General features: G+C 72.2%; 21 protein-coding genes, 1 tRNA gene and 1 other RNA gene. 14 read left to right on the top strand and 9 right to left on the bottom strand.

Annotated features, from left to right (window positions below; genetic code table 11):
- Positions 1 to 21: 21 nt before the first annotated feature.
- The 4 genes from I8920_RS10855 to I8920_RS10840 form a co-directional block, all read right to left on the bottom strand.
- The gene (locus tag I8920_RS10855; protein ID WP_198656363.1) at positions 22 to 1,578 is read right to left on the bottom strand and encodes an ABC transporter permease; all 1,557 of its coding nucleotides are present in this window, start codon (positions 1,576 to 1,578) and stop codon (positions 22 to 24) included.
- A gap of 128 nt (positions 1,579 to 1,706) precedes the next feature.
- Entirely contained in the window at positions 1,707 to 2,417 is a 711-nt protein-coding gene (locus I8920_RS10850) for a glycosyltransferase (RefSeq protein ID WP_198656362.1), read from the bottom strand.
- Positions 2,414 to 3,784 carry a bifunctional PIG-L family deacetylase/class I SAM-dependent methyltransferase gene (locus I8920_RS10845; RefSeq protein ID WP_232832721.1) on the bottom strand — a complete coding sequence of 457 codons (1,371 nt, stop codon included), beginning with the start codon at positions 3,782 to 3,784 and terminating at the stop codon, positions 2,414 to 2,416. Before I8920_RS10845 ends, I8920_RS10850 begins: the two co-directional genes overlap by 4 nt.
- A complete protein-coding gene (locus tag I8920_RS10840; protein WP_198656360.1) occupies positions 3,781 to 4,815 on the bottom strand; it encodes an acyl-CoA dehydrogenase in 1,035 nt (344 codons plus the stop codon). The genes I8920_RS10845 and I8920_RS10840 overlap by 4 nt, the downstream gene beginning before the upstream one ends.
- 103 nt (positions 4,816 to 4,918) lie before the next feature.
- Here I8920_RS10840 and I8920_RS10835 point away from each other — a divergent pair, with 103 nt between their 5' ends.
- The 5 genes from I8920_RS10835 (at position 4,919) to I8920_RS10815 (ending at position 9,547) form a co-directional block, all read left to right on the top strand.
- Positions 4,919 to 5,659 carry a response regulator transcription factor gene (locus I8920_RS10835; protein WP_198656359.1) on the top strand — a complete coding sequence of 247 codons (741 nt, stop codon included), beginning with the start codon at positions 4,919 to 4,921 and terminating at the stop codon, positions 5,657 to 5,659.
- Positions 5,656 to 7,092 (top strand): sensor histidine kinase, encoded by a 1,437-nt coding sequence (locus I8920_RS10830; RefSeq protein ID WP_198656358.1) that lies wholly within the window; start codon positions 5,656 to 5,658, stop codon positions 7,090 to 7,092. Before I8920_RS10835 ends, I8920_RS10830 begins: the two co-directional genes overlap by 4 nt.
- A 266-nt stretch (positions 7,093 to 7,358) precedes the next feature.
- Positions 7,359 to 7,874, top strand: coding sequence for a 50S ribosomal protein L10 (gene rplJ, locus I8920_RS10825; RefSeq protein WP_198656357.1), 516 nt, complete (start codon positions 7,359 to 7,361; stop codon positions 7,872 to 7,874).
- 51 nt (positions 7,875 to 7,925) lie between these two features.
- A complete protein-coding gene (gene rplL / locus I8920_RS10820) occupies positions 7,926 to 8,309 on the top strand; it encodes a 50S ribosomal protein L7/L12 (RefSeq protein WP_027466380.1) in 384 nt (127 codons plus the stop codon).
- A gap of 320 nt (positions 8,310 to 8,629) precedes the next feature.
- Positions 8,630 to 9,547: a hypothetical protein gene (locus I8920_RS10815; RefSeq protein WP_198656356.1), complete on the top strand. Its 918-nt coding sequence runs from the start codon at positions 8,630 to 8,632 to the stop codon at positions 9,545 to 9,547.
- A gap of 170 nt (positions 9,548 to 9,717) precedes the next feature.
- Here I8920_RS10815 and I8920_RS10810 read toward each other — a convergent pair whose 3' ends face one another.
- Positions 9,718 to 11,142: an APC family permease gene (locus I8920_RS10810; protein ID WP_198656355.1), complete on the bottom strand. Its 1,425-nt coding sequence runs from the start codon at positions 11,140 to 11,142 to the stop codon at positions 9,718 to 9,720.
- A 125-nt stretch (positions 11,143 to 11,267) separates the two neighbouring features.
- Between I8920_RS10810 and I8920_RS10805 the strand changes: the two genes are divergently transcribed.
- The 5 genes from I8920_RS10805 (at position 11,268) to I8920_RS10785 (ending at position 17,981) form a co-directional block, all read left to right on the top strand.
- Positions 11,268 to 13,139: an ABC transporter ATP-binding protein gene (locus I8920_RS10805; protein ID WP_198658723.1), complete on the top strand. Its 1,872-nt coding sequence runs from the start codon at positions 11,268 to 11,270 to the stop codon at positions 13,137 to 13,139.
- Between the two features lie 185 nt (positions 13,140 to 13,324).
- On the top strand, positions 13,325 to 14,689 hold the full coding sequence (locus I8920_RS10800) for a cystathionine beta-synthase (protein ID WP_198656354.1): 1,365 nt from the start codon (positions 13,325 to 13,327) through the stop codon (positions 14,687 to 14,689).
- 12 nt (positions 14,690 to 14,701) lie between these two features.
- Positions 14,702 to 15,847, top strand: a complete 1,146-nt coding sequence (locus tag I8920_RS10795) for a cystathionine gamma-synthase (protein WP_198656353.1) — start codon at positions 14,702 to 14,704, stop codon at positions 15,845 to 15,847.
- A 123-nt stretch (positions 15,848 to 15,970) separates the two neighbouring features.
- The gene (locus tag I8920_RS10790) at positions 15,971 to 17,377 is read left to right on the top strand and encodes an MFS transporter (protein WP_198656352.1); all 1,407 of its coding nucleotides are present in this window, start codon (positions 15,971 to 15,973) and stop codon (positions 17,375 to 17,377) included.
- Between the two features lie 31 nt (positions 17,378 to 17,408).
- Entirely contained in the window at positions 17,409 to 17,981 is a 573-nt protein-coding gene (locus I8920_RS10785) for a substrate-binding domain-containing protein (protein ID WP_198656351.1), read from the top strand.
- A 91-nt stretch (positions 17,982 to 18,072) separates the two neighbouring features.
- On the opposite strand, the gene I8920_RS10780 is transcribed toward I8920_RS10785, so the two are convergent.
- Positions 18,073 to 18,654 (bottom strand): TetR/AcrR family transcriptional regulator, encoded by a 582-nt coding sequence (locus I8920_RS10780; protein WP_198656350.1) that lies wholly within the window; start codon positions 18,652 to 18,654, stop codon positions 18,073 to 18,075.
- Between the two features lie 224 nt (positions 18,655 to 18,878).
- On the opposite strand from I8920_RS10780, the gene I8920_RS10775 reads away from it, so the two are divergent.
- On the top strand, positions 18,879 to 20,135 hold the full coding sequence (locus I8920_RS10775) for a multidrug effflux MFS transporter (RefSeq protein WP_198656349.1): 1,257 nt from the start codon (positions 18,879 to 18,881) through the stop codon (positions 20,133 to 20,135).
- A gap of 13 nt (positions 20,136 to 20,148) precedes the next feature.
- Here the strand turns inward: I8920_RS10775 and I8920_RS10770 are convergent, their stop codons facing one another.
- Together I8920_RS10770 and I8920_RS10765 are read right to left on the bottom strand one after the other, a co-directional pair.
- Complete coding sequence (locus tag I8920_RS10770; protein WP_198656348.1) at positions 20,149 to 20,793, bottom strand: hypothetical protein; 645 nt, start codon at positions 20,791 to 20,793, stop codon at positions 20,149 to 20,151.
- A gap of 281 nt (positions 20,794 to 21,074) precedes the next feature.
- A tRNA-Ser gene (locus I8920_RS10765) sits at positions 21,075 to 21,162 on the bottom strand.
- Between the two features lie 121 nt (positions 21,163 to 21,283).
- Here I8920_RS10765 and pta point away from each other — a divergent pair.
- Positions 21,284 to 23,389 carry a phosphate acetyltransferase gene (pta, locus tag I8920_RS10760; protein WP_198656347.1) on the top strand — a complete coding sequence of 702 codons (2,106 nt, stop codon included), beginning with the start codon at positions 21,284 to 21,286 and terminating at the stop codon, positions 23,387 to 23,389.
- A gap of 95 nt (positions 23,390 to 23,484) precedes the next feature.
- Positions 23,485 to 24,681 (top strand): acetate/propionate family kinase, encoded by a 1,197-nt coding sequence (locus I8920_RS10755; protein WP_198656346.1) that lies wholly within the window; start codon positions 23,485 to 23,487, stop codon positions 24,679 to 24,681.
- 125 nt (positions 24,682 to 24,806) lie between these two features.
- Here the strand turns inward: I8920_RS10755 and I8920_RS10750 are convergent, their stop codons facing one another.
- Positions 24,807 to 25,481, bottom strand: a complete 675-nt coding sequence (locus I8920_RS10750) for an SDR family oxidoreductase (protein ID WP_198656345.1) — start codon at positions 25,479 to 25,481, stop codon at positions 24,807 to 24,809.
- A 37-nt stretch (positions 25,482 to 25,518) separates the two neighbouring features.
- On the opposite strand from I8920_RS10750, the gene ffs reads away from it, so the two are divergent.
- Positions 25,519 to 25,615, top strand: an RNA gene (gene ffs / locus I8920_RS10745) — signal recognition particle sRNA small type.
- The last annotated feature ends 86 nt before the right edge of the window (positions 25,616 to 25,701 follow it).

Below are 25,701 nucleotides of genomic sequence, written 5' to 3'. Positions count from 1 at the left end.
CACCGGTGGACGGGCCGGGCATCAGGCCACGCTCCGGAGCGCCTCGGCCGGACGGAGCCGGCTCGCACGCCATCCGCCGAGCGCCCCGGCGATGAGGCCACCGAGGATCGCGAGGCCGATCGCGAGCAGGATGATCTCGACGGTCACCGGGGCATGCAGGACCACGTCGGTCGTCGACGCGGTGCTCGCACCGCCGCCGAAGCCGCCGGCCGGGGCGCCGCCCGTCGTGCCGTTGCCCGCTGCTGCCGTCGCCGCGCCGCCGGGCATCCCGCCACCGCCACCGCCACCGCCGCCGGCGCCGCCGCCCGTCGTGCTCGAGGCGCTCGCCGAGACGGTCGGGGCGATGGTGTTGACGACGAGGATGCCGATGAGTCCGGCCACCGCGCCGAGCACGCCACCGATGAGGCCCTGCACCAGGGACTCACCGGCAACCTGCCGGGTGATGCGGCCGTTCGACCAGCCGATCGCCTTGAGGGTCCCGAACTCGCGGGTGCGGCGGGTCACGCCGGAGATCGTGAAGAGGATCGCGATGAGGAACGCCGCGGCGAGCACGACGATCGACAGCCACCTGCCGAGGTTCGAGACCAGGCTCGACGCGGTGCTGAGGGACCCGGAGACGCTCGAGGCCAGGTCGGCCTCGGTGGAGACGGTGGCGCTCGGCAGCTTCGCCTGCAGCGCGGCCTTGATGGTGCTGACGTCGGAGGACGACCCGGCCGAGACGGAGATCGAGGTGACCTTGCCGTTGAGGTCGGCCAGCGCCTGCGCGGTGTCGAGCGGGATGTAGGTGTTCGAGCCCGTGGTCGAGGCCGAGCCGGTGGAGCTGACGATGCCGATGACGGTGAAGTCGGTGCCGCCGATGTCGATCGTGTCGCCGACCGCCTCGTCCTCGCTCTTCGCGTACGACGCGTCGAGCACGACGACGTCCTTGCCGGCGTCCTTCGTGGTGAAGGTGCGCCCCTTCGTGAGCTCGGTGCTCGTCAGCGGGCCGACCGTGTCGCCGGAGACCGGGATGCCGGTGACCGTGAACGAGTCGACGCTGAACGAGCCACCGCCGAAGCCGCCGCCGGTGTCCCCACTCGGCGGTCCCTGCTGAGTCGTGCTGTCGCTGCTGGAGTCGCTGCTGCTGTCCGTGCTGCTGTCGTCGGTCGACTGCTGCTGCACCTGGCCGGAGAACGTGCTGTTCTCGAGCGTCAGCACACCCGTCGCGGCCTCGACCCCGTCGGTCCCGGTGATCGTCGAGAGGTTCGACGCGTCGAGGGTGCTCGTGCCGCGCGCGACCGCGAGCCGCGACTGCGACAGGTCCGTCGAGCCGCTGTCGTCCCCGCTGCTGTCGCCCTGGCTGCCGAAGTCGAAGGCCGGTCGTCCGCCGCCGGAGGACGCCGTCGCGGTCTTGGTCACGGTGATGTCCGTCCCGACGCCGTACACGGACTGCAGGACGCTCTTCTGTGCAGCCTGCACCCCGCCGGAGATCGACGACACGATGACGACGAGGGCGATGGCCAGCGCCATGCCGATCGCGATGATGACGGTCTGCTTCTTGCGGTTCGTGAGTTCGCGCCTGAGGTAGGTCAGGAACATGGGTCTCCTCGGGTGGTGGCCGGCTGGGGTCACCGATCGCGTGGAGCACGCGGCGGGGCCGACGGAGGAGAACCTAGGGAGCGACCTTCTGCGCAGGATTGCTGCTCGCTATGAGGCGCGTGAGGGTGTCAACTCGCGTCGCCGTACTGCTGTCGCAGGTGCTCGGCGTACCCGCCCGGCGTCCGGCCCTCGAACCGCCCGCTCGTGACCACCGGCAGGTCGACGGTGGCGTCGACCCGGAAGCCGAGCGCCCGCGCCCGGGCCACCAGACGCGCGTCCTCGTGCTCGGGAACGGGGTCGAACCCGCCGAGCGTGACGTACGCCGCGGCGAGCACGCCGAGGTTCGCGCCGTGCACGTGCCCCAGGGCGGCGCCGGGCGGGTGCGCCCGGGTCCACCGTTCGAGCACGACCGGTTCGAGGTCGTCGGGATCGGGCACGACGGCGCCGACGAGCACCTGCGCACCAGCGGCGAGGGCGTCGGACTGTTGCACGAGCCACCGTTCGTGCACACGCGAATCGGCGTCCGTGTGGGCGAGCCACCGCGCTGCCGGTGCGCCGTCGTGCGCACGGAGTGCGTGCGTCGCCCCGATGGTCCGTGCCCGGCCGACCCCGACACGGTCCGTCGTCAGCACGTCGACCGGGTACCGCTCGACCACCGAAGCGGTGCCGTCCGTGCAGCCGTCGAGCACCACCGTGACCGCGGCGTCGACCCCGGGTCGCTCCGTGGCGAGCCGGTCGACGGCCACCAGGAGCGCGTCGAGGCACGCGGCGATCCGGTCCGCCTCGTCGTGCGCGGGGACGACCACGTCGATGCGTGCACGCGGTTCCGGTCGGGTCACCGGATGATCCCCTCGGCCCGGGCCACCGAGGTGACCGCCGCGCCGGGCAGGACGCTCAGGACGAAGTCCTCTTCCACGTGGCGGAGGAGGGCGGGCCGCGGCCACCGTTCGGTCAGCCGCGCGTCCACCGTGTCGCCGCTCGACACCGCCTCGTCGTCCGGGTGCCGCCAGTGGCAGGCCACGAGCACGCCGTCGTCGTCGAGGCTGTCGAGCACACGGTCGATCGTCGCGTCGAGGTCGGCGGGCGACAGGTAGTACCCGACCTCGGACATCACCACCAGGTCCCAGCGCCCGTCCGGCCACTCCGACGGCAGCGCCGCCTGCACGAACCGCGCGGTCGGCGCACGGTGGGCAGCACGCTCCAACGGCGCCGCCGAGATGTCGGTGCCGAGCACGTCGTCCGCGCGTTCGGCGAGGGCGGCGGTCAGGACCCCGGTCGCGCAGCCGAGCTCGAGTGCGGACCGGAACCGCCGGCGGGGGAGTGCGGCCAGGGTCACCGCGCGCTTGCGCTGCTCGTACCAGGATCCCTCGAAGTCCCACCCCTCGGGCTTCCGGTCGTAGTGCGCGTCGAACGACTCCCGCGACCGCGAGGACGGCGCCGACACCGCCTCCGCACCCGGCGCGAAGAACCACTCGGTCGTCCGCAGGTGGTGGGCGGCGTGCCGCTCGTCGATGATCGCCTCGTCGCCCGGAGCCGGGGAGAGCGCGCGGGTCTGCGACGAGTAGGCGTCGAGGGCAGCACGCTTCCGGGCGACGAGGTCGTCGGGCAGCGACAGGGCCCGGACATCGTCCCAGGGGGCGACGGAGTGGTCCGGGTCGTCCCAGTGCCAGGCCCAGATCGGGTACGCGAGCAGGTCCACGTCGGGGGCCCTCGCCGCGGCGACCTCGGCGACCTCGCCGGCGATGCGGTGGTCGCGGTGCCCGTCCCCACGCCACGGTGCGACGAGCAGTGCGGGGCGAGCAGCCCCGGCGAGCGCGGCATCGAGGGTCTCGACGACCCGGTCCCGGTGCTCGCGGGTCGCGCCGTCCGGGATCCCCACCGAGGTCGAGGCGGCACCGGGGTGCAGGCTGCGCAGGGCTGCCACGAACTCGTCGTCACGGGCGGCGGCGAGGGCCTCCGAGGTCGTCGTGGGGGAGTCCGGGTGGGAGCGCTCGCCGCGGGTGAGGAGCAGCACGTGCACGGGGATGCCGGCCCGGCCAGCGGCCGCGATGAGGCCACCGGCGCCGAGGGTCTCGTCGTCGGGGTGCGGTGCAACGACCACCACCGACCCGGTGCCGGCCAGGTCGACCGCCGGAGCGTCCTGGCGGTCGAGGAAGCGGGTCCACGCGTCGGGGTCGGTGCCCGGCTCGCGGTGGTCGAAGCTCACCACGCGACGCCGCCCCGCTCGAGCACCATCCGGCCGATGCGGGCGAGGTCGCGTGCGCCGTGGTCCTGCAGGACGTAGAGCTCGAGGTCGGCGACCCGCGCGGCGACGGCGGGGTCCGCGGTCAGCGGTGCCGGCCCGATCGTCGCGACCACCCGCTCGCGCACGGCGTCGACCGATCGGCGCACCCGCGAGCGGGTCGTCTGGGCGAGCAGCCGCCAGTCGGTGTCGTCTGCGGTCGGGTCCGACCCGTCGATCCGGGCGGCGGCGTCGGCGAGGGCGTCCTCGGCGTCGGCGAGGTCGGCCACGGTGGCACCGAGTGCCGCCTGCAGCAGCTCGGACTCCGGGTGCGCTGCCGCGGTGTCCCGGAGCACCCGGGCGAGCCCGACCGCGCCGCCCCACCAGCAGGCCGCGACACCGATGCCGCCCCAGGCGAAGCCCGGACGTCGCAGGTACCAACCCGGTGCGCCGACGGGGTCTGCCCGGACCCCGTCGAAGTCGACCGGTCCGCTCGGCACGTCCGGCATGCCGCGTGCGACCCAGGCCTCGTCGTGCGCGGTGACCCCGGGCTGGCGCAGGTCCACGGCGACGAGGACCCGCTCGTCGCCCAGGTGCGCGGTGACCAGCGCGTGCGAGAGCGTCGAGGCGAGCGAGCACCACGGCTTCGTGCCGTGCAGCAGGACCGAGCCGTCGTGCTGCGGCGCGGCGTCGAGCCGGAGGCCCGGCCCCTCGGCCGCGAAGACGCCCCAGGTCGAGCCGTCCGGAGCGTCGACCCCGGCCTGCGCCAGGATGCCGAGCGCGTCCAGGTGCGGTTCGACGGTGCGGGCGGTGGCGACGTCCGCCGCGGCGAGCGCGGCGAGCGTGCCGAAGAAGCCGCCGGCCGTGCCGGCGGACAGGGGCGGGGTGGTGGCGGCGACCGCTCGCGCGACCGCGAGGCGGTCCGTCGGTGCCGACCCGGGCCTCCCGGTCGTCCGTTCGATCCGCGCGGTGTCCAGGTGCCGGGCCGACGCGGGCCAGGCTGCAGATCGCAACATGCCCCCACCGTACGGAGGGGGAGGTGTGGACGCGTCCTCGATCCACAGAACGCACCGGGTTGCCCCACAGACCGCTCATAGGAACTTCTCGATACTCGAAGACGTGACCATCTCCCAGCCCGCACCGGCCCCGCGCCTCACCCGTGCCGACGGCACCCCGTTGCGCATCCTCGTCGTCGACGACGAAGCGAGCCTCACCGACCTGCTGTGCATGGCGCTCCGCTACGAGGGCTGGGACGTCAAGAGCGCGAACGGCGGGCAGGACGCCCTGGCGACGGCCCGCGAGTTCCAGCCCGACGCGATGGTGCTCGACGTGATGATGCCCGACCTCGACGGGCTGCAGGTGCTGCGTCGGCTGCGACAGAACGACGACGACACCCCGGTGCTGTTCCTCACCGCGAAGGACTCCGTCGAGGACCGCGTGACCGGGCTCACCGCGGGCGGCGACGACTACGTCACGAAGCCGTTCTCCCTGGAGGAGGTGGTCGCGCGACTCCGGGGCCTGGTCCGCCGGTCGCAGATCGCCACCCGGGAATCCGGCGACTCGCGCATCGTCGTCGGTGACCTGGTGCTCGACGAGGAGTCGTACGAGGTGCACCGTGCGGGGCGGCCGATCGAGCTGACCGCCACCGAGTTCGAACTGCTGCGCTTCCTCATGCGCAACCCGCGGCGCGTGCTCTCGAAGGCGCAGATCCTCGACCGGGTGTGGTCGTACGACTTCGGGGGCAAGTCCTCGGTGGTCGAGATCTACATCTCCTACCTGCGCAAGAAGATCGACGCCGGCGAGACGCCGATGATCCACACGGTGCGCGGGGTCGGGTACGTCATCAAGCCGACGTCGTGACGCTCCGGCGCCGCCTCGTCCTGAGCATCGTCGCCCTCGTCGTCGCCGTCAGCGCGGTGATCGGCGCAGGCAGCATCATCGCGCTGGCCTCGATCCAGACGGGCGCGATCGACGAGCAGATCACCGGCGCCACGAACCGGGCGCAGCGCTACCTGGAGCAGAACCCGTCCGGGCAGCCGGACATCGACCTGACCCGGCCGTCCGGCCAGTCCGTCGGCACCCTCACGGCGTACTTCATCGACGGGCAGGTCGTGATCGCGAACGTGCTCGACGACTACGGGCGCCCGAGCGCGATCACCCGGACGAGTGCGGACGCGCTGGGCACCGTGCGGGTCGGGGCGGCCCCCGCGACCGTCGACCTCGGGTCGCGACTCGGCGACTACCGCGTCGCGGCCGTGACCGTCGGCCCGGCCGTCCTGGTCGTCGGCCTGCCGATGGCCCCGGTGTACGACAGCGTCTGGAAGCTCTTCTGGGTCGTCGTCTCCGTGCTCGCGGGTGCGCTGCTCACCGGATCGATCGTCGCCGCGGTCGTCGTCCGGCGGTCGCTCCGTCCGCTCGAGCGCGTCGCCGAGACGGCGTCGACGGTGGCACGCATGCCCCTCGACCGCAGCGACGCGCTCGACGGCGTCCGGGTCCCCGACACCGATCCCCGCACCGAGGTCGGCCGGGTCGGCAGCGCCTTCAACCGGATGCTCGGCCACATCGGGGGCGCCATGCAGGCCCGCGAGCGATCGGAGCAGCAGGTCCGGCAGTTCGTGGCCGACGCCTCGCACGAGCTCCGCACACCCCTGGCATCGGTCCGCGGCTACGCGGAACTCACCCGCAGGATGGGTGGCGACCTGCCGCCGGACGTCGTCTACGCGATGAGTCGGATCGAGTCCGAGTCCATCCGGATGACGTCGATGGTCGAGGACCTGCTGCTGCTCGCCCGCCTGGACGAGGGCCGCGAGATCCAGCTCGCCGAGGTCGACCTGACCGGCCTGGTGCTCGACGCCGTCAACGACGCGCACGCCGCCTCGCCCGACCACGTGATCGAGGTCGACGTGCCCCCGGAGCCGGTTGCGGTCGTCGGCGACGCCGCTCGACTGCACCAGGTCATCGTGAACCTGGTCACGAACGCGCGGACGCACACCCCCGAGGGGACCCGCATCACGGTGGGGCTGGCACCCGTCGACGGCGGCGTGGACCTGACCGTGCGGGACACCGGCCAGGGGATCGACCCCGCCTTCCTGCCGAAGCTGTTCGAGCGCTTCGCCCGTGGCGACGGCTCGCGCTCGCGCGCCGTCGGGTCGACGGGGCTCGGGCTCGCGATCGTCGACGCGGTCGTGCAGGCGCACGGCGGTCGCGTCGACGTGACGAGCGAGCCGGGCGACACCGTGTTCACGGTGCACCTGCCGCGGGATCCCGCGGCGGCGGTGGGCGCACGCCCGTGACGGACGGGAGGCGCGGGGCGGGCCGGTCACGGGCCTCCCGTCCGGTGCTTGGTGACGGCCACGGCGTCTGGTACAGTTCTCGAAGCCAAAGACCGCCGGTTGTCGCGCTGCTCGCAGCGTGACCGAAGGTCCTCACTCGGTGAGGCATCCAGCGCAGGTGTTCCGAACCACTCCTCCCGTTCTCGGGGGAGCAGCTCCGAGCCTCTGCGCCGGAGCTTTTCTCGTTCGTGGGCCTGGGGCTGCCGGCAAGACCCCCAAGGAGAACCATGGCGAACAAGGAAGCTGCGGTCGCCGAGCTCACGGAGTCCTTCCGTAGCTCGAACGCCGTTCTGCTCACCGAGTACCGCGGTCTCACGGTCGCGCAGCTCAAGGAGCTCCGCAACTCGATCCGTGAGCACGCCACGTACGCCGTGGTGAAGAACACGCTGACCAAGATCGCGGCGAACAACGCCGGCATCACGTCGTTCGACGACGAGCTCGCCGGTCCGTCCGCTCTCGCCTTCGTGCACGGTGACACCGTCGCCGTCGCGAAGTCGCTGCGTGCATTCGCCAAGGCGAACCCTCAGCTCGTGGTCAAGGGCGGTTACTTCGACGGTAACCCGCTCACCGCGACCGAGGTGGACAAGCTCGCTGACCTCGAGTCCCGTGAAGTGCTGCTCGGCAAGCTCGCCGGCGCGCTCAAGGCCTCGCTGTTCGGTGCTGCGTACCTGTTCCAGGCACCCCTCTCGCAGGCCGTCCGCACCGTGGACGCCCTGCGCGAGAAGCAGGAGTCCGCGGCCTGATCAGGCACGCGTTCATCAACCACACGTACTAGCTAGTAGTAGGAGAAAATCATGGCGAAGCTTTCGCAGGACGAGCTCATCGAGGCCTTCAAGGAGCTCACGCTCATCGAGCTCTCGGACTTCGTGAAGAAGTTCGAAGAGGTCTTCGAGGTCACCGCGGCCGCCCCGGTCGCCGCTGCCGCCCCCGCCGGCGCAGCTGCCCCGGCCGAGGCCGCTGAGGAGAAGACCGAGTTCGACGTCATCCTCAAGTCCGCTGGTGACAAGAAGATCCAGGTCATCAAGGAGGTCCGTGGCCTGACGTCGCTCGGCCTCGGTGAGGCCAAGGCGCTCGTCGAGACCGCCGACGCCAAGATCCTCGAGGGTGCGAACAAGGAGACCGCCGACAAGGCGAAGGCGACCCTCGAGGCCGCTGGCGCCACGATCGAGCTCGCGTAGTCTCGACCGTTCCGGTCACGGAGGCCGCTGCCCCTCGGGGTGGCGGCCTTCGTCGTGTGCGGGTCGCGGGGGCGGGGTTGGCGCGGCGGCGGGGCGGGCGGGGCGGGCCGGCCTTCGCCGAGTCTCGGCCGGGCTCCGGCAAAGCGACAAGGTGCTGGCAACTGTTCGTGGCACAGTGACGGCGACGCGGGACAATTCCCGCCCGTTCACGCAGAACTGTCGCTTTCGAGGGGCACGGTCGAAGGTCGGTAGGCGTGCGCGTTGTCCACAGATCGATCCCTGCCGTCCATGTTGATCTCTTCTGGCGACAGAGTGCTGGCATGCACCCCGCGAACGCGATCAGCCTCTTCCGGACGACCAGCCTCGACCGCGCGGCGGCACGTCACCTGCAGCGCCGTCAGCGAGCCGACGAACTCGTGCGTGTCAGGCACGGCGTGTATGCGGAACGAGCAGCCTGGGAGGCGCTCGACGGCCGCGCTCGGCACCTCGTTCGCATGCGTGCGGTCGCTCCGCTCCTCAGGCCCACCGCGGTCTTCGCCCTCGACTCGGCCGCAGCGATCCTCGGGATCCCGAGGCTGAACGGATGGCCGGAGCGCGTCCAGGCGGTCGACCCCACCCTCGAGCACGATGTGCACCGGGTCGGACTGACGACGCATGTCGGTGAGCCGGAGTACGCGGAACGCCTCTTCCATGGTGTCCGGTACACGTCGCTCCCGCAGACCACCGTCGAGGTGGCACGCCGCGGGACTCTCGCTGGTGCTGTCGTCGTGGTGGACCATGCACTCCGCGGTGGCGTGGGTCGGTCGCAACTCGAACAGTTCGCCTCGAGAGCCGGGCCCTGGGGATCGGTGCAGCTCGAACACGCGCTCGAGATCTCGGACGAGCGTCACGAGTCGGTAGGCGAGTCCTACCTAGCGGCACGCGCTGCTGAGCTCGGCTGCCCGGACGTCGAGCCGCAGCACGAGTTCGTCTCGCCGGACGGGCGGGTGGATCGCGTGGATTTCTGGCTGCCTCGACAGGGCATCGTCATCGAGTTCGACGGTCGCCAGAAGTACGAGGACCCGGCGATGCTCCAGGGGCGGAGCGGCGGCGAGGCACTCTGGCGCGAGAAACAGCGAGAGGACCGCGTTCGACGTCAGCGAGAGGTGAACGGCTTCGTCCGTGTGTACTGGCAGCACCTCGTGGACCCGGAGCGGCTCAGGACCCTCTTCCGCCAGCACGGCGTGCCGTGTCGATGATGCGGACCGGGCGCAGTGGACGGTGAGTGTGCCCAAGACGACGGTGTGCGCCGAGGCCGCGCGGAGCCTCATGGCAGAGCGACAGGATTCCGCGAACCTTCTGTCGGAATCTGTCGTCTTCGCGGACGCAAGCCGCGCTGTCCGGCCGGAGCGGACAGAGCGATAGCGCGTCAGCGCAGGGTGCTGTGGCGGCGGCCGTAGGCCAGGTAGAGCGCGGCACCGGCGACCATCCAGATGCCGAAGGCGATCCAGGTCGTGGCGCCGAGGAACACCGCGAGGAGCGCGCAGCTCAGGGCGCCGACGACCGGGACGACGGGGAACAGCGGCACACGGTAGGACCGCTCGAGGTCGGGCTGCGAGCGACGGAGCACGATGACGGACACGTTCACCAGGGCGAAGGCCACCAGGGTCCCGATGCTCGTGGCGTCGGCGAGTTCGCCGAGGGGCACGAGGGCGGCGACCACCGTCACGGCCACGCCGACGATGAGCGTGTTCGCGATCGGGGTGCCGGTGCGGCGGGACACCCGACCGAACACCTTCGGCACCAGCCCGTCGCGGGACATCGTGAGCAGGATCCGGGTCTGGCCGTACAGCACGGTGAGCACGACGCTCGCGATCGCGACGACCGCGCCGATGGAGAACACCAGCGCGACGACCGGTTGGCCGGTGACGTCGACGACGATGCGGACGAGCGAGGCCTCGGTCGACGAGAAGTCGGTCCACGAGCGGGCGCCGATCGCCGCGATGGCGACCAGGATGTACAGCGCGGTGATGATGACGATCGAGCCGATGATCGCGCGGGGCAGGTCGCGGCGGGGGTCCTTCGCCTCCTCGCCGGCGGTGGACGCGGCGTCGAAGCCGATGTACGAGAAGAACAGTCGGGACGCCGCGGCGGTGACCCCGGCGGCACCCATCGGGGCGAGCGGCTCGAAGTTCTGCGCCTGGAACGCGGTGAACGCGACCACGACGAAGAAGACCAGCAGGGCGATCTTCACGATCACCATGACGGTGTTGACCCAGGCGCTCTCGCGGGCGCCGGGCAGCAGCACGACGGTGGCGAGGAGCACGAGCACCGCTGCCGGCAGGTTGACCACGCCGCCCTCACCCGGGGGAGCGGACAGCGCGGTGGGCAGGTGCAGCCCGAACACGCGGAGGGTCTCGTCGACGTACTCGCTCGCGCCCACCGCGACCGCGGCCACCGAGACGGCGTACTCGAGCACGAGGCACCAGCCGCAGACCCACGCGATGCCCTCGCCCATCGTGGCGTAGGTGTACGAGTAGCTCGACCCCGAGGTCGGGACGGCCCCCGCCATCTCGGCGTAGGACAGCGCCGACAGCAGCGCGGCGATCCCCGCGACGACGAACGAGATCCACACGGCGGGACCGGCGAGCGGCACGGCGGTCCCGAGCACCACGAGGATGCCGGTGCCGAGCGTCGCGCCGACGCTGATCATCGTCAGGTGCCAGACACCGAGCGACCGGCGGAGGGGTGCGCCGTCGACGCCGGTGCCGGCTTCGGCCTGCAGCTGGGCGACGGGCTTGCGGCGGGCGAGCTGCGCCCCCAGGGACGTGGGACGTGACGGCGCGGACGACATGGGACCTCGGTGGTGCGGGGACGTGGACGGCACATGCTCGCACGGCCCCTGAACGGGGTCAAATACGGGCGCGGCGGCAGCGGCACGGCGATGTCCGACGGCGGGGCTACGGTTGCTCCATGAGCATGGGACACGGTGTGCGGGGCGGTCCCCGCGGCGGTGGGCGCATCTCGAGCGGTGACGTCCGCGCGCAGAAGGCCGCCAACGCCGAGGCGCCGGAGATCCCGCACCTGGTCCGCCGGATCGCTGAACTCTTCCGGCCGCACCGGAACGCGATCGCCCTGACCGTCGTGCTCGTGCTCGTCGGTGCCGCCATCTCGGTCGTGCCGCCGCTGCTCACCCAGCAGGCCTTCGACCGCGGGCTGTTCCCGCCGTCGGGGCGTCCGGACGTGCCGGTGCTCGTCGAACTCGTGAGCGCGATGGTGCTGCTGTGGATCGCGAGCGCCGGAGTGGGGGTCTGGCAGACGTACCTCACCGCGACGGTGGGCAACAAGGTGATGGGCGCGATGCGGATGCGGCTGTTCGCGCACCTGCAGCGCATGGAGCTCGCGTTCTTCACGCGCACCAAGACGGGTGTCATCCAGTCGCGCCTGCAGAACGACGTCGGCGGCGTGGCGAGCGTGCTGAACAACACGATCTCGTCGGTGCTCGGCAACACCGTCACCGTGATCGCCGCCGTCGTCGCCATGCTCCTGCTGAGCTGGCAGATGACCCTGGTCGCGGTCGTCCTGCTGCCGCTCCTCGTGATCGCGCAGCGCCGGGTCGGCCAGGTCCGCGCCCGGATCGCCGGCCAGACCCAGGAGTCGCTGTCGGACATGACCGCGATCACGCAGGAGGCCCTGAGCGTCTCCGGCATCCTGCTCGCCAAGAGCTTCAACCAGCAGGCCAGCGAGACGCGTCGCTACGGCGACGAGAACCGCAACCAGATCACCCTGCAGGTGCGGCAGCAGATGTCCGGGCAGTGGTTCTTCGCGATCGTGCAGATCTTCCTGTCGATCATCCCGGCGATCATCTACGTCGTCGCGGCGTACCTGATCATCGGCGACGTGCCCATCACGGCCGGGACGATCGTCGCGTTCACGACGGTGCAGTCGCGGCTGCTGTTCCCGACCGTGGGGCTGCTGCGCGTGGTGCTCGACCTGCAGACCTCGGGCGCGCTGTTCGCCCGCATCTTCGAGTACTTCGACCTCCGGCCCGCCATCACGGACGCCCCCACCGCGAAGCCGGTCGACGCATCGAAGGTCGGCCACGTCGCCTTCGAGGACGTCACGTTCGTCTACCCGGACGGCGAACCCGACAAGCCCACCCTGCGCGGGGTGTCGTTCGAGCTGCAGCCCGGACAGTTCGCGGCGTTCGTCGGGCCGTCGGGCGCGGGGAAGACCACGGTGTCCTACCTGGTGCCCCGCCTGTACGAGGCGACCGCCGGGTCGGTGCGGTTCGCCGGACAGGACGTCCGCGACCTGGTGCACGAGGACCTCATGCGGCACGTCGGCATCGTCAGCCAGGAGACGTACCTGTTCCACGCCACCATCGCCGAGAACCTGCGGTACGCCAAGCCCGACGCCACCGCCGAGGAACTCGAGCGAGCGGCCCGTGCGGCGAACATCCACGACACCATCGCGTCGTTCCCGGACGGCTACGACACCGTGGTGGGGGAGCGGGGGTACCGGCTGTCCGGCGGCGAGAAGCAGCGCATCGCCATCGCCCGGGTGATGCTGAAGGACCCGCCCGTGCTCGTCCTCGACGAGGCGACGAGCGCCCTCGACTCCATCTCGGAGCACGTGGTGCAGACGGCCCTCGACACGGCGGCGGCCGGTCGCACGACGATCTCCATCGCGCACCGGCTGTCGACCGTCCGGGACGCCGACGTCATCTTCGTCCTCGACCACGGTCGGATCACCGAGCAGGGCACGCACGACGAACTCCTCGCGCTCGACGGCACCTACGCGCAGTTGCACCGGCAGCAGAACACCTCGGCCGACACGGTCCGGTCCTGACGCCAGGGCGGCGGCCCGGCCACGCGGTGGCCGTGGTGCACACCGGACGGGAGGCGCGTGGGGCCGCCGCCACGGGCCTCCCGTCCGTCCGCCGGCGCGTCCGCCACCGCGGGCGCGTGCAGCGCCCGATGTCCGCGGACGACACACACCAGCACGCTGACGGTGGCGCCGCCTAGGATCGGCGCGTGCGTTACGCGAACTCCGTCGTCGACCTCGTCGGCGACACTCCGCTCGTCAAGCTGAACCGGGTGACCGAGGGTGTCCGGGCGACCGTCCTGGTGAAGGTCGAGTACCTGAACCCCGGGGGATCGGCCAAGGACCGCATCGCCACGCGGATCATCGACGCCGCCGAGGCGTCCGGCGACCTGGGCCCCGGCGGCACCATCGTCGAACCGACCTCGGGCAACACCGGTGTCGGGCTCGCCCTCGTGGCGCAGCAGCGCGGCTACCGGTGCGTGTTCGTGCTGCCGGACAAGGTCGGCGAGGACAAGCGGAACGTCCTGACGGCCTACGGCGCCGAGATCGTCGTCACCCCGACCGCGGTGGCACCGGAGCACCCGGAGTCGTACTACTCGGTGTCGGACCGGCTCGTGCGCGAGATCCCCGGCGCCTACAAGCCGAACCAGTACGCCAACCCGAACGGTCCGCGCAGCCACTACGAGACCACGGGTCCGGAGATCTGGCGCGACACCGAGGGGCAGATCACGCACTTCGTCGCGGGCGTCGGCACCGGCGGCACGATCTCGGGCACCGGGCGGTTCCTCAAGGAGGCCTCCGACGGCCGTGTGCGCATCGTGGGCGCCGACCCCGAGGGCTCCGTGTACTCCGGCGGGACCGGTCGCCCGTACCTGGTCGAGGGCGTCGGCGAGGACTTCTGGCCGAGCGCGTACGACGCCGGCGTGCCGGACGAGATCATCGCGGTGTCGGACGCCGACTCGTTCGCCATGACCCGACGACTCGCACGCGAGGAGGGGCTGCTCGTCGGCGGGTCGAGCGGCATGGCCGTCGTCGCGGCGCTCCGCGCGGCCCGCGACCTGACCGAGGACGACGTCGTGGTGGTGCTGCTGCCCGACGGCGGCCGCGGGTACCTCGGCAAGATCTTCAACGACCGCTGGATGCGCTCCTACGGCTTCGCCGAGACCGACGACGAGCGCACCGTCGGCTCGCTCGTCGCCGGCAAGGACGGCCGCCTGCCCGACCTGGTGCATGCCCACCCCGCGGACACCGTGCGGGACGTCGTCGACATCATGTCGAAGTACGGCGTCTCGCAGATGCCCGTGCTCAGCGCCGAGCCGCCCGTCGTCATCGGCGAGGTCGTCGGTGCCGTCGAGGAGAAGGCGTTGCTCGAGCTGGTATTCACCGGCGCGGCGAAGATGTCCGACGCCGTGTCCGGGGCGGTCGGTGATCCGCTGCCGCTCATCGGCGTCGGCGAGTCCGTGTCGGCGGCCCGACGTGCCCTGCAGACAGCCGACGCGCTGCTCGTCGTCGCGGACGGCAAGCCCGTCACCGTGCTGACGCGGCACGACCTCCTGACGTCCCTCTCCGAGTAAGGAACACCGAGCATGACCGAGTTCAGCACCCGGGCCGTCCACGCCGGCCAGGAGCCCGACGAGACCACCGGCGCCGTCATCCCGCCGATCCACCTGACGTCGACGTACGTGCAGGACGGCGTCGGCGGCATGCGCAACGGGTACGAGTACTCCCGCGCCGGCAACCCGACCCGCGACTCGCTGCAGACGCTGCTGGCCGACCTGGACGGCGGCGTCGCGGCGTACTCGTTCGCGTCGGGACTGGCGGCCGAGGACGCGCTGCTCCGGGCGTACCTGGAGCCCGGCGGCCGCGTCGTGATGGGCAACGACGTCTACGGCGGGACGCACCGCCTGGTGGACCGGCTGCACGTGCCGTGGGGTGTCGAGCTCGTCGTGGTCGACATGAGCGACCTCGACCGGGTGCGCGCGGCGCTGCAGGGTGCCCCGGCGAAGACCGTCCTGTGGGTCGAGACCCCGACGAACCCGCTCATGAAGATCGCCGACATCGCGGCGCTCGCGGCCCTCGGGCACGAGTCCGGCGCACTCGTCGTCGTCGACAACACCTTCGCGTCGCCGGCGCTGCAGCAGCCGCTCGCGCTCGGGGCCGACGTCGTCTCGTACTCGACGACGAAGTACCTCGGCGGGCACTCCGACGTGGTGGGCGGTGCGATCATCGTGGCGGACGAGGAGCTCGCGGCGAAGGTGCAGTTCCTGCAGTTCGGTGCCGGCGCGATCTCGTCGCCGTTCGACTCGTACCTGACGACCCGCGGCATCAAGACGCTCGCGGTGCGGATGGAGCGGCACTCGCGGAACGCGCAGGCCGTCGCCGAGGCGCTCGTCGTCGCGCCGGGCGTCGAGCGCGTCTACTACCCGGGCCTGCCCGACCACCCGGGCCACGACGTCGCCGCCCGCCAGATGCGCGGGTTCGGCGGGATGCTCTCCGTGGCGCTCACGGGCGGCCCGGCGGCGGCAAAGCGGTTCGTCGAGTCGACGGAGCTGTTCCTGCTCGCCGAGTCGCTCGGCGGTGTCGAGTCGCTCATCGGGTACCCGAGCGAGATGACGCACGCCTCGGTCAAGGGCACCGAGCTCGCCGTGCCGGAGAACGTGGTGCGCCTGTCGGTCGGCATCGAGGACGCCGGCGACCTGGTCGCAGACCTGGAACAGGCGCTCGCGCGCTGACACATCGATGCGCTGACACGTCGGTGCGCTGACGCGCCGACGGAACGGGAGGCACGGTGCGGGCCCGCACCGTGCCTCCCGTCCGTCGCCCGTCGCGTCGGTGGCCGCCCCTACGATGGACGGGTGAGGACGACGGCGTCGCGGGTGGGACTGCTGAGCGGGCCGTACGCGCTCGCCACGATCGGCATGGTCGCGATCGTCGGGGTCGCGGCGTTCCAGAACCTGGCGATGACGACGATCATGCCGGTGATCAGCCACGACCTCGACGGCGAGACCCTGTACGCGCTGGCGTTCGCCGCCCCGCTCGCGGCCGGGGTGCCGGGCATGGTGCTCGCGGGCAACTGGTCCGACCGCGCGGGCGGCCGGGTCGTCGCCTGGGTCTCGGCGGCCCTGTTCGCGGTCGGGACGGCCGTGGTGATGCTCGCACCGACCATGGAGGTGTTCCTGGCCGGGCGGCTGATCGAGGGCTTCGGTGCCGGCGCGATCGACGTCGTGCTCTACGTGCTCGTCGCCCGGATCTTCCCCGCCGACCTGCACGGGCCGGTGTTCGCCGGCTTCGCCGCGGCGTGGGTCGTGCCCGCGCTGATCGGCCCGGCACTGGCCGGCATCGTCACCGACCTGTGGAACTGGCACTGGGTGTTCGCCGGGGCGCTCGTCATCGCGGTCGGCGCCTTCACCCTGCTCGTCCCGACGCTCGGGCGCCTGCACGCCCCGCCGGTCGCCGTCCGTCCGCCGTGGCAACGGGTGCGCATCGGGTGGTCGGTGGCGGCGGCCGCGTCCGTCCTGCTCCTCAACGTCGCACCCGACCTGCCGCCGTGGGGGATGGTGGCAGCGGTGCTCGTCGGCCTGGTCGGCACCTGGTCCGCGCTCCGTCCGCTGCTGCCCGCCGGGACCTTCCGCGCCGCCGCGGGACTGCCCTCGGTGGTGCTGCTGCGGGGACTGGTGGCGGCGTCGTTCTTCGGGAGCGAGGCCTACGTGCCGTTCCTGCTGCAGGCCGAGCACGACCTGTCGGCGTCGGCGGCCGGGCTCGCGCTGACCGTCGCCGCGCTGAGCTGGGCGGCGTCGAGCTGGGCGCACGGGCGGTTGGGCGAGCAGCGGTTGACCGCCCGGCGCACCTTCGGGGCGGGCCTGGCGCTCGTGCTCGTCAGCCTGCTCACCGCGCTCGCCGTGGCGACGCTCGACCTGTCGTGGTGGGTGCTCGTGGCGGGCTGGTTCGTCGGCGGTGCCGGCATGGGGGCGATCTACCCGCGTGCCTCGATGCTGACGCTGCGGTTCTCGGGCGAGGGGGACGACGGCTTCGCGAGTTCGGCGCTGACGATCGCGGACGCGGCGGGCACGGTCGTCGGGCTCGCGGTGACCGGACTGCTCTTCACCGCGACGGGCGGTGCCGACGGTGCGGTGTCGTTCCCGCTCGTCTTCGCGGCGATGGTGTGCTTCGCCCTGCTGGCGGTCGCCGCGGTGCGCCGTCTCGGTCCGGTCCCGGCACCCACCACGGCGGGATCGTCGCCGCGCGGGGCGGACGCCGGGTAGCGTGGCAGTCCCGGAGCGGAGAGGAGACACCGTGCTGCGCATCGTCACCGTGACCGTCGCACTGGCGGCGGCACTGACCCTCGCCGGGTGTCAGAGCACGACGTCCGCCGCGCCGACGCCCGTCCAGAGCACGGACCTGACCAGCTCGGACGGCGGGTTCGACAAGCAGGCGGTGATCGGCGTCGTCCTGGTGCACGACGACGCGGCGCTGGCGGACGAACTCCGGACCGGCCTGTCCGACGCCGGGTTCCGTCCCGACGTGCGGGTCGCGCCGGCGTCCGGAGCGGCCTCGTCGCAGCGGGCCGCGGTCGCGCAGCTCGTGCGGAAGGGGGCGAAGGCGCTCCTGGTGCACGCCGAACGGCCGTCGACGCTCACCGGTGTGGTGCAGACCGCCCACGACTCCGGGGTCGTCGTGGTGTCCCTGGGCGACCAGCTGCCCGCGGCCGGCACCGGCGGGGACGGGGTGTCCGCCGACTACCGGGTGCCCGCGGGGGCGGACGACGCCGACGTGGCGGCGACGGCGGTCGAGATGGTGCGGTCGCTGCAGCGCGGCGAGAAGCCCGAGACCGACGTGACCGACGGCGACACGACGGACGCCGAGTAGGCGGACGGACGGACCGGGGCGCGTTGGTCCGACCCAGGCTCGGTCCGATCCGGTCTGGCTCAGCGTCGGTCGACGCTCGCGTCGATCCGGCTCAGCGCCACCAGGCCGGGAACGAGAGCGTGATCGTCTCGACCAGCGCCCTGCGCGACCGTCGCGGTCCCGCCAACCACGCCTCGATCGCGCCGACGAACCCCTGCGCCACGAAACCGGCGGCGACGTCGGCGAGCAGCTCCGGACGCTGCTCGGCGCCGAGCTCGCGGATGTGCAGGGCGCTGGACACCGTGAAGTGCTCCACGAGCAACCGGTGCAGCGAGGCGTCGTTCGGGTCGGGCAGTGCCCGGCAGTAGATGTCGCGGTGCGCGGTGACGTGCTCGACCACGGCGTTGATCCCTCGCCGCGTGACGGCCGCGAGCTCGTCGGCACCGGCCCCGCGGGCGGCGGCTGCACGGCGTTCGTCGGCGTCGTCCTGTCGGATGCGGTCGAGCTCCGGCGTCAGGACGTCGGCGAGCAGCGAGCCGGGGGAGACCGCGTGCGAGTAGAACGTCGCCCGGTTGATGCCGGCCGCGCGGGTGACGTCCGCCACGGTGATCTCGGAGACCGGACGTTCCGCCGCGAGGCGCAGGATCGCCTCGCGGAGCGCAGCGGTCGTGTGCAGGATCCGGGCGTCCACCATGACACCCACCCCCTTCTGGTCCGGTCCGCCCGGGAGCACCCGAGCAGTCCGACGCTACCCCATGGCGTGCCCGTGGCGGGCGGTCGCACGAGCCGCAACACGCGGTCCCGCCGGACGCCCGGCCGTGAGAGCGCTCACCCGGCCGTAGGATGGTTCCGCGCACGAATCGATTCGATCGACGTCGCGCCGCCCGCTCCCACCCCTCGCCGAAGGACCCCTTCCTCGTGACCGCGCCCGCCACCACCGGTTCGCTCCGGGTCGTGCTGCACCCCGGAGACTCGCTCTCCCGTGGGCAGCGACTCGTCTACGTCTTCGTCCTGGGCGCCCTGACGGCGCTCGGTCCGTTCACGATCGACCTGTACCTGCCGGCGTTCCCGGCGATCAAGGACCAGTTCGCCGTGACGGACGGCGCGGTCCAGCTGACGCTCACGGCGACGACGCTCGGGTTCGCCATCGGCCAGCTGCTCGTGGGTCCGTGGAGCGACAAGGTCGGGCGCCGGCTGCCGCTCATCATCGCCACGACGGTGCACATCGCGGCGTCGATCGGTGCCGCCACGGCTCCGGACATCGAGCTGCTCGCGGTCTTCCGGGTGCTGCAGGGCATGGGCGCTGCGGCCGGTGGTGTCGTCGCGATGGCCACCGTGCGCGACCTGTTCGGTGGCAAGCCCCTGGTGCGCATGCTGTCCCGTCTGGCGATGGTGAACGGGCTCGCGCCGATCCTGGCGCCGCTCATCGGTTCGCAGATGCTGCAGTTCACCAGCTGGCGCGGCATCTTCGTGTTCCTGGCCTGCTACGGCCTCGCCGTGGTGATCGCGTCGATCCTGCTCATCGTCGAGACGCTGCCGCCGGCCCGTCGCCGCGAGGCCGGGCACTCCACCATCGGGCAGCGCTACAAGGCGCTGTTCTCGGACCGGATCTTCGTCGGCGTCGCACTCATCGGCGCCATGGTGTTCAGCGGGCTGTTCTCGTACCTCAGCGCGTCACCGTTCCTGTTCCAGCAGGTCTACGGGCTCGACGCCCAGCAGTACGGGTTGCTCTTCGCGGTCAACTCGGTCGGCGTGGTGCTCGGGGTGCAGATCTCGGCGCGGCTGGCCCAGCGCGTCGGCCCGCAGTGGATCCTGGCCTGCTCGACGGGGACCCTGCTGCTGTCGTCGGTGGCGATCATCGTCCTCGACCAGCTGGGCGCCGGGCTGGTCGGCGTCCTCGTGCCGCTGTGGTTCTTCATCGCGGCGTGCGGGTTCTCGTTCCCGCTGGTCCAGGTCATCGGCCTCGCCGCGCACGGCAAGGAGGCCGGCACCGCCGCCTCGGTGCTCGGCGCCCTGAACTTCGGCGTCGCCGGGCTCATCTCGCCCGTCGTCGGGTGGCTCGGCATCACGACCGCCTCGCCGATGGCGATGGTCATGGCGTCGACGGCCGCGGTCGCGATCGTCGTGCTCTGGGTCGTGGTGCGCCCCCGGACGGTCCCGGCCCTGTCGCACTGACCGGTCGGCGAGGTCAGCGGCCGAGCAGCCCGGCGAGCTCGACGGCGAGCACCCCGCCGACGACCACGACGACGAGCCCGGCGGCGAGCACGACCGCGACCCGACGCTCGTACCACGCGCGGCTCGACGGGTAGCGCTTCACGAACGCCCGTGCGGAGACCGGCCGCGGCTCCTCGGTGATCTGCGCGCCGAGGGCGTCGGCCACACGGTCGATCCCGTCGTCGCCCCACACGTCGGCGCGCACGCGGAACAGGTGGGCGCCCGTCGCGTCGAAGGCCACCAGTTCGCGCACGGCCCGGTCGACCGACGACCCGTAGGTGGTGGCGAGCACCAGGCTGTGCACGTGGTCGCGCGGGAAGCGGCGACGACGGGTCAGGACGCTGCGCACCGTGATGCCGTGCTCGTCGATGCCGATGAAGGCCGTCTGCAGGCGGACGAAGACGACGCCGAGCGCCGCGGCGATCGCGACGACCGCGCCGGCGACGAGGACCCACGTCCGGAACGGGAACGAGACCCAGAGCAGGGCGACGGCCAACGGCACGGCCGAGAACACGACGCTGAGCGCGGTCGACCGCACCAGGGACCGGCGCGGGCGGAGCACCGTGTCGTACTCCGGTGCGCGGGCGGCCGGTGTCGCGGGCGCAGAGCGATCCCCCATGCGCGTCTCCTCGTCCCCTCGGGTACCCGGGCACGCCGATCGGCACGCCCTCCGAGCGACGCCCCTGCCGCTCGATGCACCGCGGTCGGCTCGTCCCGGAGCCGTTCGCTCGGACAGCATAGGTGACCGACCGGCGCCGAGGACAGCCCGTTCCACCCCGCGTCGGCGTGTCCCGGCCAGCGCCGCACAGCCGGGTACGCGCTCGTCCGCCGACCGGGGGACCGGACGCCCGTGGAACGACGAAGGACCCGCACCGATCCGGTACGGGTCCTTCGTCCTGCTGGCGGAGAATGGGGGATTCGAACCCCCGAGGGCTTGCACCCAACACGCTTTCCAAGCGTGCGCCATAGGCCACTAGGCGAATTCTCCTGGCACCGTCTCGCGACGGCGACACCCAATGGTACAGGTTCTCCGGGGTGCTCACGACCGCGTGTCGTGGAGCCGCCCGCTCCCAGTCGGCACGACGTGTCCGGCGACTACCCTGGGCCAGGTGTCGACCCGCATCTACATCACGTCAGCAGAAGGGCACACGGGCAAGAGCACCGTCGCCCTCGGTGTCCTCGAGACCCTCGCGCGGTCGGTCGGCCGCGTGGGCGTGTTCCGCCCCGTCGCCCGGTCGGTGGTGGAGCCGGACTACGTGCTCGAACTGCTGCTGCAGCACACCGCGGTCGGCATCTCGTACGACGACGCGGTGGGCGTGACCTACGACGACGTGCACGCCGACCCCGAGGCGGCGCTCGGCACCATCGTCACCCGCTTCGCGCAGGTCGAGCGGCAGTGCGACGCCGTCGTGGTGCTCGGCTCCGACTACACCGACGTCGGCAGCCCCACGGAGCTCTCCTTCAACGCCAAGGTCGCCGCGAACCTCGGTGCGCCGGTGCTCCTGGTCCTCGGCGGCCGGGACACCGCCGAGCGCGGTGCCCGGACCCCCGAGGGCATGGCACAGGTCGCGGACGTCACGACGAGCGAGCTGCGGGCGGCACACGCGCAGCTGTTCGGCGTCGTCGTGAACCGCGCCGACCCGGACGCCCTCGCGACCATCGTCTCGAGCGTCGAGCGGGCCGTGCACGACGACCACCCCGACGTGCCGGTGTGGGCGATCCCTGAGGACCGCGTGCTCGTCGCCCCGACCGTCCGCGCCCTGCTGCAGGCCACCGGTGCCACCCTGGTGCGCGGCGACGAGGCCCTGCTCGACCGCGAGGCCCTCGGCACGGTCGTCGCCGGCATGAGCATGGAGAACGTCCTGCCCCGCCTGATCGAGGGCGGCATCGTCGTCGTCCCCGGCGACCGCAGCGACGTCCTCATCGCGACCCTGCTCGCCAACCAGTCCGAGACCTTCCCGAGCCTGGCCGGCGTCATCCTGAACGGCGGGTTCGAGATCGCCCCGCCGGTGTCCCGGCTGCTCGAGGGCCTGTCGAGCTCGCTGCCCATCGCGCAGAACGACCTCGGCACGTACGACACCGCGCTCCGGATCACCCAGACGCGTGGCCGCCTGGCCGCCGACTCGCCCCGCAAGGCCGACCTGGCGCTCGCGCTGTTCGAGCAGCACGTCGACGCCGAGGCCCTGCGCGACCGCCTGCAGCTCGCCCCGTCCGGGGTCGTCACGCCGCTCATGTTCGAGCACGGGCTGCTCGACCGGGCCCGCGGCTACGGCAAGCGCATCGTCCTGCCCGAGGGCGAGGACGACCGCATCCTCCGTGCCGCCTCCACCCTGCTGCAGCGCCAGGTCTGCGAGCTGACGATCCTCGGCGACCCCGCCGCCATCCGCACCCGCGCGACCGAGCTCGGCCTCGACCTCGAGGCCGCGCAGCTCGTCTCGCCGTTCGACCCCGAGCTGCGGGAGCGCTTCGCCGAGGAGTACACCCGGCTCCGCGCCCACAAGGGGATGTCGATCGAGCTCGCCCGCGACACCGTCACCGACGTGTCCTACTTCGGCACGATGATGGTGCAGCTCGGGCTCGCGGACGGCATGGTCTCGGGTGCGAAGCACACCACGGCGCACACCATCCGACCGTCGTTCGAGATCATCAAGACCCGTCCCGACACCTCGATCGTGTCGAGCGTCTTCCTGATGGCGCTCGCCGACCGCGTGCTCGTCTACGGCGACTGCGCCGTCATCCCGGACCCGACGAGCGAACAGCTCGCCGACATCGCGATCTCGTCCGCCGAGACCGCGACGCAGTTCGGCATCGACCCGCGCGTCGCGATGCTCAGCTACTCCACCGGCGACAGCGGCTCCGGCGCCGACGTCGACAAGGTGCGGGCCGGCACGGCCTTCGTCCGCGAACGCCGGCCCGACCTGCTCGTCGAGGGGCCGATCCAGTACGACGCCGCCGCCGACCCGACCGTCGCGCGCACGAAGATGCCGGACTCCCCGGTGGCCGGCAAGGCGACCGTGTTCATCTTCCCGGACCTGAACACCGGCAACAACACGTACAAGGCCGTGCAGCGCTCGGCCGGTGCCGTCGCGATCGGCCCGGTCCTGCAGGGCCTGCGCAAGCCGATCAACGACCTGTCCCGTGGCGCCCTCGTCGGCGACATCGTGAACACCGTCGCCATCACCGCGATCCAGGCCGGCACCGCGACCGACGCGTAGCCGACCGACGGACGCGCGCCGCGCCTCCAGGCCGACGGCGACGTGGTCGCCGGACCAGCCACCCACCAGCAGTGCCGACAGAGAGTGACCCAGCAGTGACCGCAGCGCTCGTCGTGAACTCCGGATCGAGTTCCTTCAAGTACCAGCTCATCGAGCTCGAGGACGAACGGACGCTCGCGTCCGGACTCGTCGAGCGCATCGGCGAGTCCGCCGGCGCGTGGAAGCACACGAACGCGCTGACGGGGGAGTCGTCGTCGAACGACGCGGCCGACGTGCCCGACCACGCCGCCGGGTTCCAGGCGATGATCGACGCGTTCGCGAAGGTCGGGCCGTCCTTCGACGAGCACCCGCCGGCCGTCGTCGGCCACCGTGTCGTGCACGGCGGCACCACCTTCGACCGCGCGACCGTGGTCACCGACGAGGTCGCGCAGCAGATCGACGACCTCAGCAGCCTCGCGCCGCTGCACAACCCGGCCAACCTCGAGGGGATCCGCGCCGCGCAGCAGGTGTTCGACACCGTGCCGCACGTCGCGGTGTTCGACACCGCGTTCCACCAGACGATGCCGCCGCACGCGTACACCTACGCGATCCCCGCCGACCTCGCCGAGCGGTACGGGATCCGCCGGTACGGCATGCACGGCACGAGCCACAAGTACGTCTCCGAGCAGGCCGCCGAGTTCCTCGGACGCCCGTTGGCCGAGCTCAAGACGATCGTGCTGCACCTGGGCAACGGGGCGTCGGCCGCCGCGATCGACGGGGGCAGGTCGATCGAGACCTCGATGGGGCTCACGCCGCTCGAGGGGCTCGTCATGGGCACCCGCTCCGGCGACCTCGACCCCGCCGTGCTCGTCCACCTGCACCGCGAGGCCGGGCTGTCGTTCGACGAACTCGACACCATGCTCAACAAGCAGTCCGGGCTGCTCGGCCTGACCGGCAACGGCGACATGCGCGACGTGCAGGACGCCGCCCTGAACGGCGACGAGGTCGCCGAGGCGGCGCTCGCCGTCTACCGGCACCGCATCCGCCGCTACGTCGGCGCCTACACGGCGCAGCTCGGCGGGCTCGACGCCGTCGTCTTCACCGCGGGGGTCGGCGAGAACAACGCGCTGCTGCGCCGGCGCGTGCTCGCCGGGCTCGAGCACCTGGGCATCGAGATCGACGCGGACCGCAACGAGCTGGCCTCCCGGGAGGCCCGGCTCGTCTCCACGGACACGTCGCGTGTCGCGGTGCTCGTCATCCCGACGAACGAGGAGCTCGAGATCGCCCGGCAGTCGGCTGCGGTCGCGCTCTGAGCGTCGGGCGGTCGGCCCGCGGCGGCGGCCGCTCCGCCGTTCCGCTCCGCCGCTCCGCGCCCCGCTGCGGTCGTCGCGCCCCGACCCACCGGGGCGCGATGACCGCAGCGGGGCGCGGGCGGTGATCAGCTCAGGGCGTCGAGTGCGGCCGGGATCGGGGTGTCCCCGCTCGTGACCTCGAACTGCACGCCGACCGCTGCGTCGTCGAGCAGCGCGTGCAGCACCACGGTCGCCACGTCGGCGCGGGGGATCGAACCGCGGGGGACCGTCCTGCCGACGTCGACGGTGCCCTGCGGCGGCGTGTCGAGCAGCGCCCCCGGGCGGACGATGGTCCAGCGGAGCCGTCGTGCGCGCAGGTTGGCGTCGGCCTCGGCCTTCGCGCGCAGGTACACCTGGAACACCGCACGGTCGTCCTGCGCCGGCACGACCGCGAGCTCCGGGTCGTAGGTGTCCGCGGCCATCGCCGAGATCATCACGTAGCGCTCGATGCCGGCTCGCTCGGCGGCGTCGGCGAGCAGGATCGCCCCGTCACGGTCGACCGACAGCTTGCGTTCGGCGCCGCTGTTCGGCCCCGCTCCGGCCGCGAAGACCACGGCGTCGACACCGCGCAGTCGCAGCGCCAGTTCGTCGTCGCTCAGGTGTTCCAGGTCGGCGACGATCGCGCGGGCGCCCTGCTGCTCGACGTCGGAGACGTGGGCGGGGTTGCGGACGATGGCGACGGCGTCGTGGCCGGCCTCGGTGATCTGGTGGGCGAGGAGCAGGGCGATCTGGCCGTGTCCTCCGGCGATGGCGATCTTCATGTGTCCGATCCTGCCCGTCGCATCCGGTAGACTTCTCGGCGGCTCCTCACGTGACGCCATCCAGGCCAACTCCCCCAGGGCGGAAACGCAGCAAGGGTAACCAGGCTCTGGCGGGTGCGTGGGGAGTCTTCTTCGTCTGCGGCCCGTCGTCCCAGGACCTCGCCCACGCACCTCGTGTCTGCGCTCCGTCGCTGTCCCCCGTTCGGGGAGGTCGGTTTTT

Origin of the sequence: Curtobacterium sp. YC1 (assembly GCF_016267665.1) — a bacterium.
GTDB lineage: Bacteria > Actinomycetota > Actinomycetes > Actinomycetales > Microbacteriaceae > Curtobacterium.
This window is presented reverse-complemented; position numbering and strand designations above follow the sequence as displayed.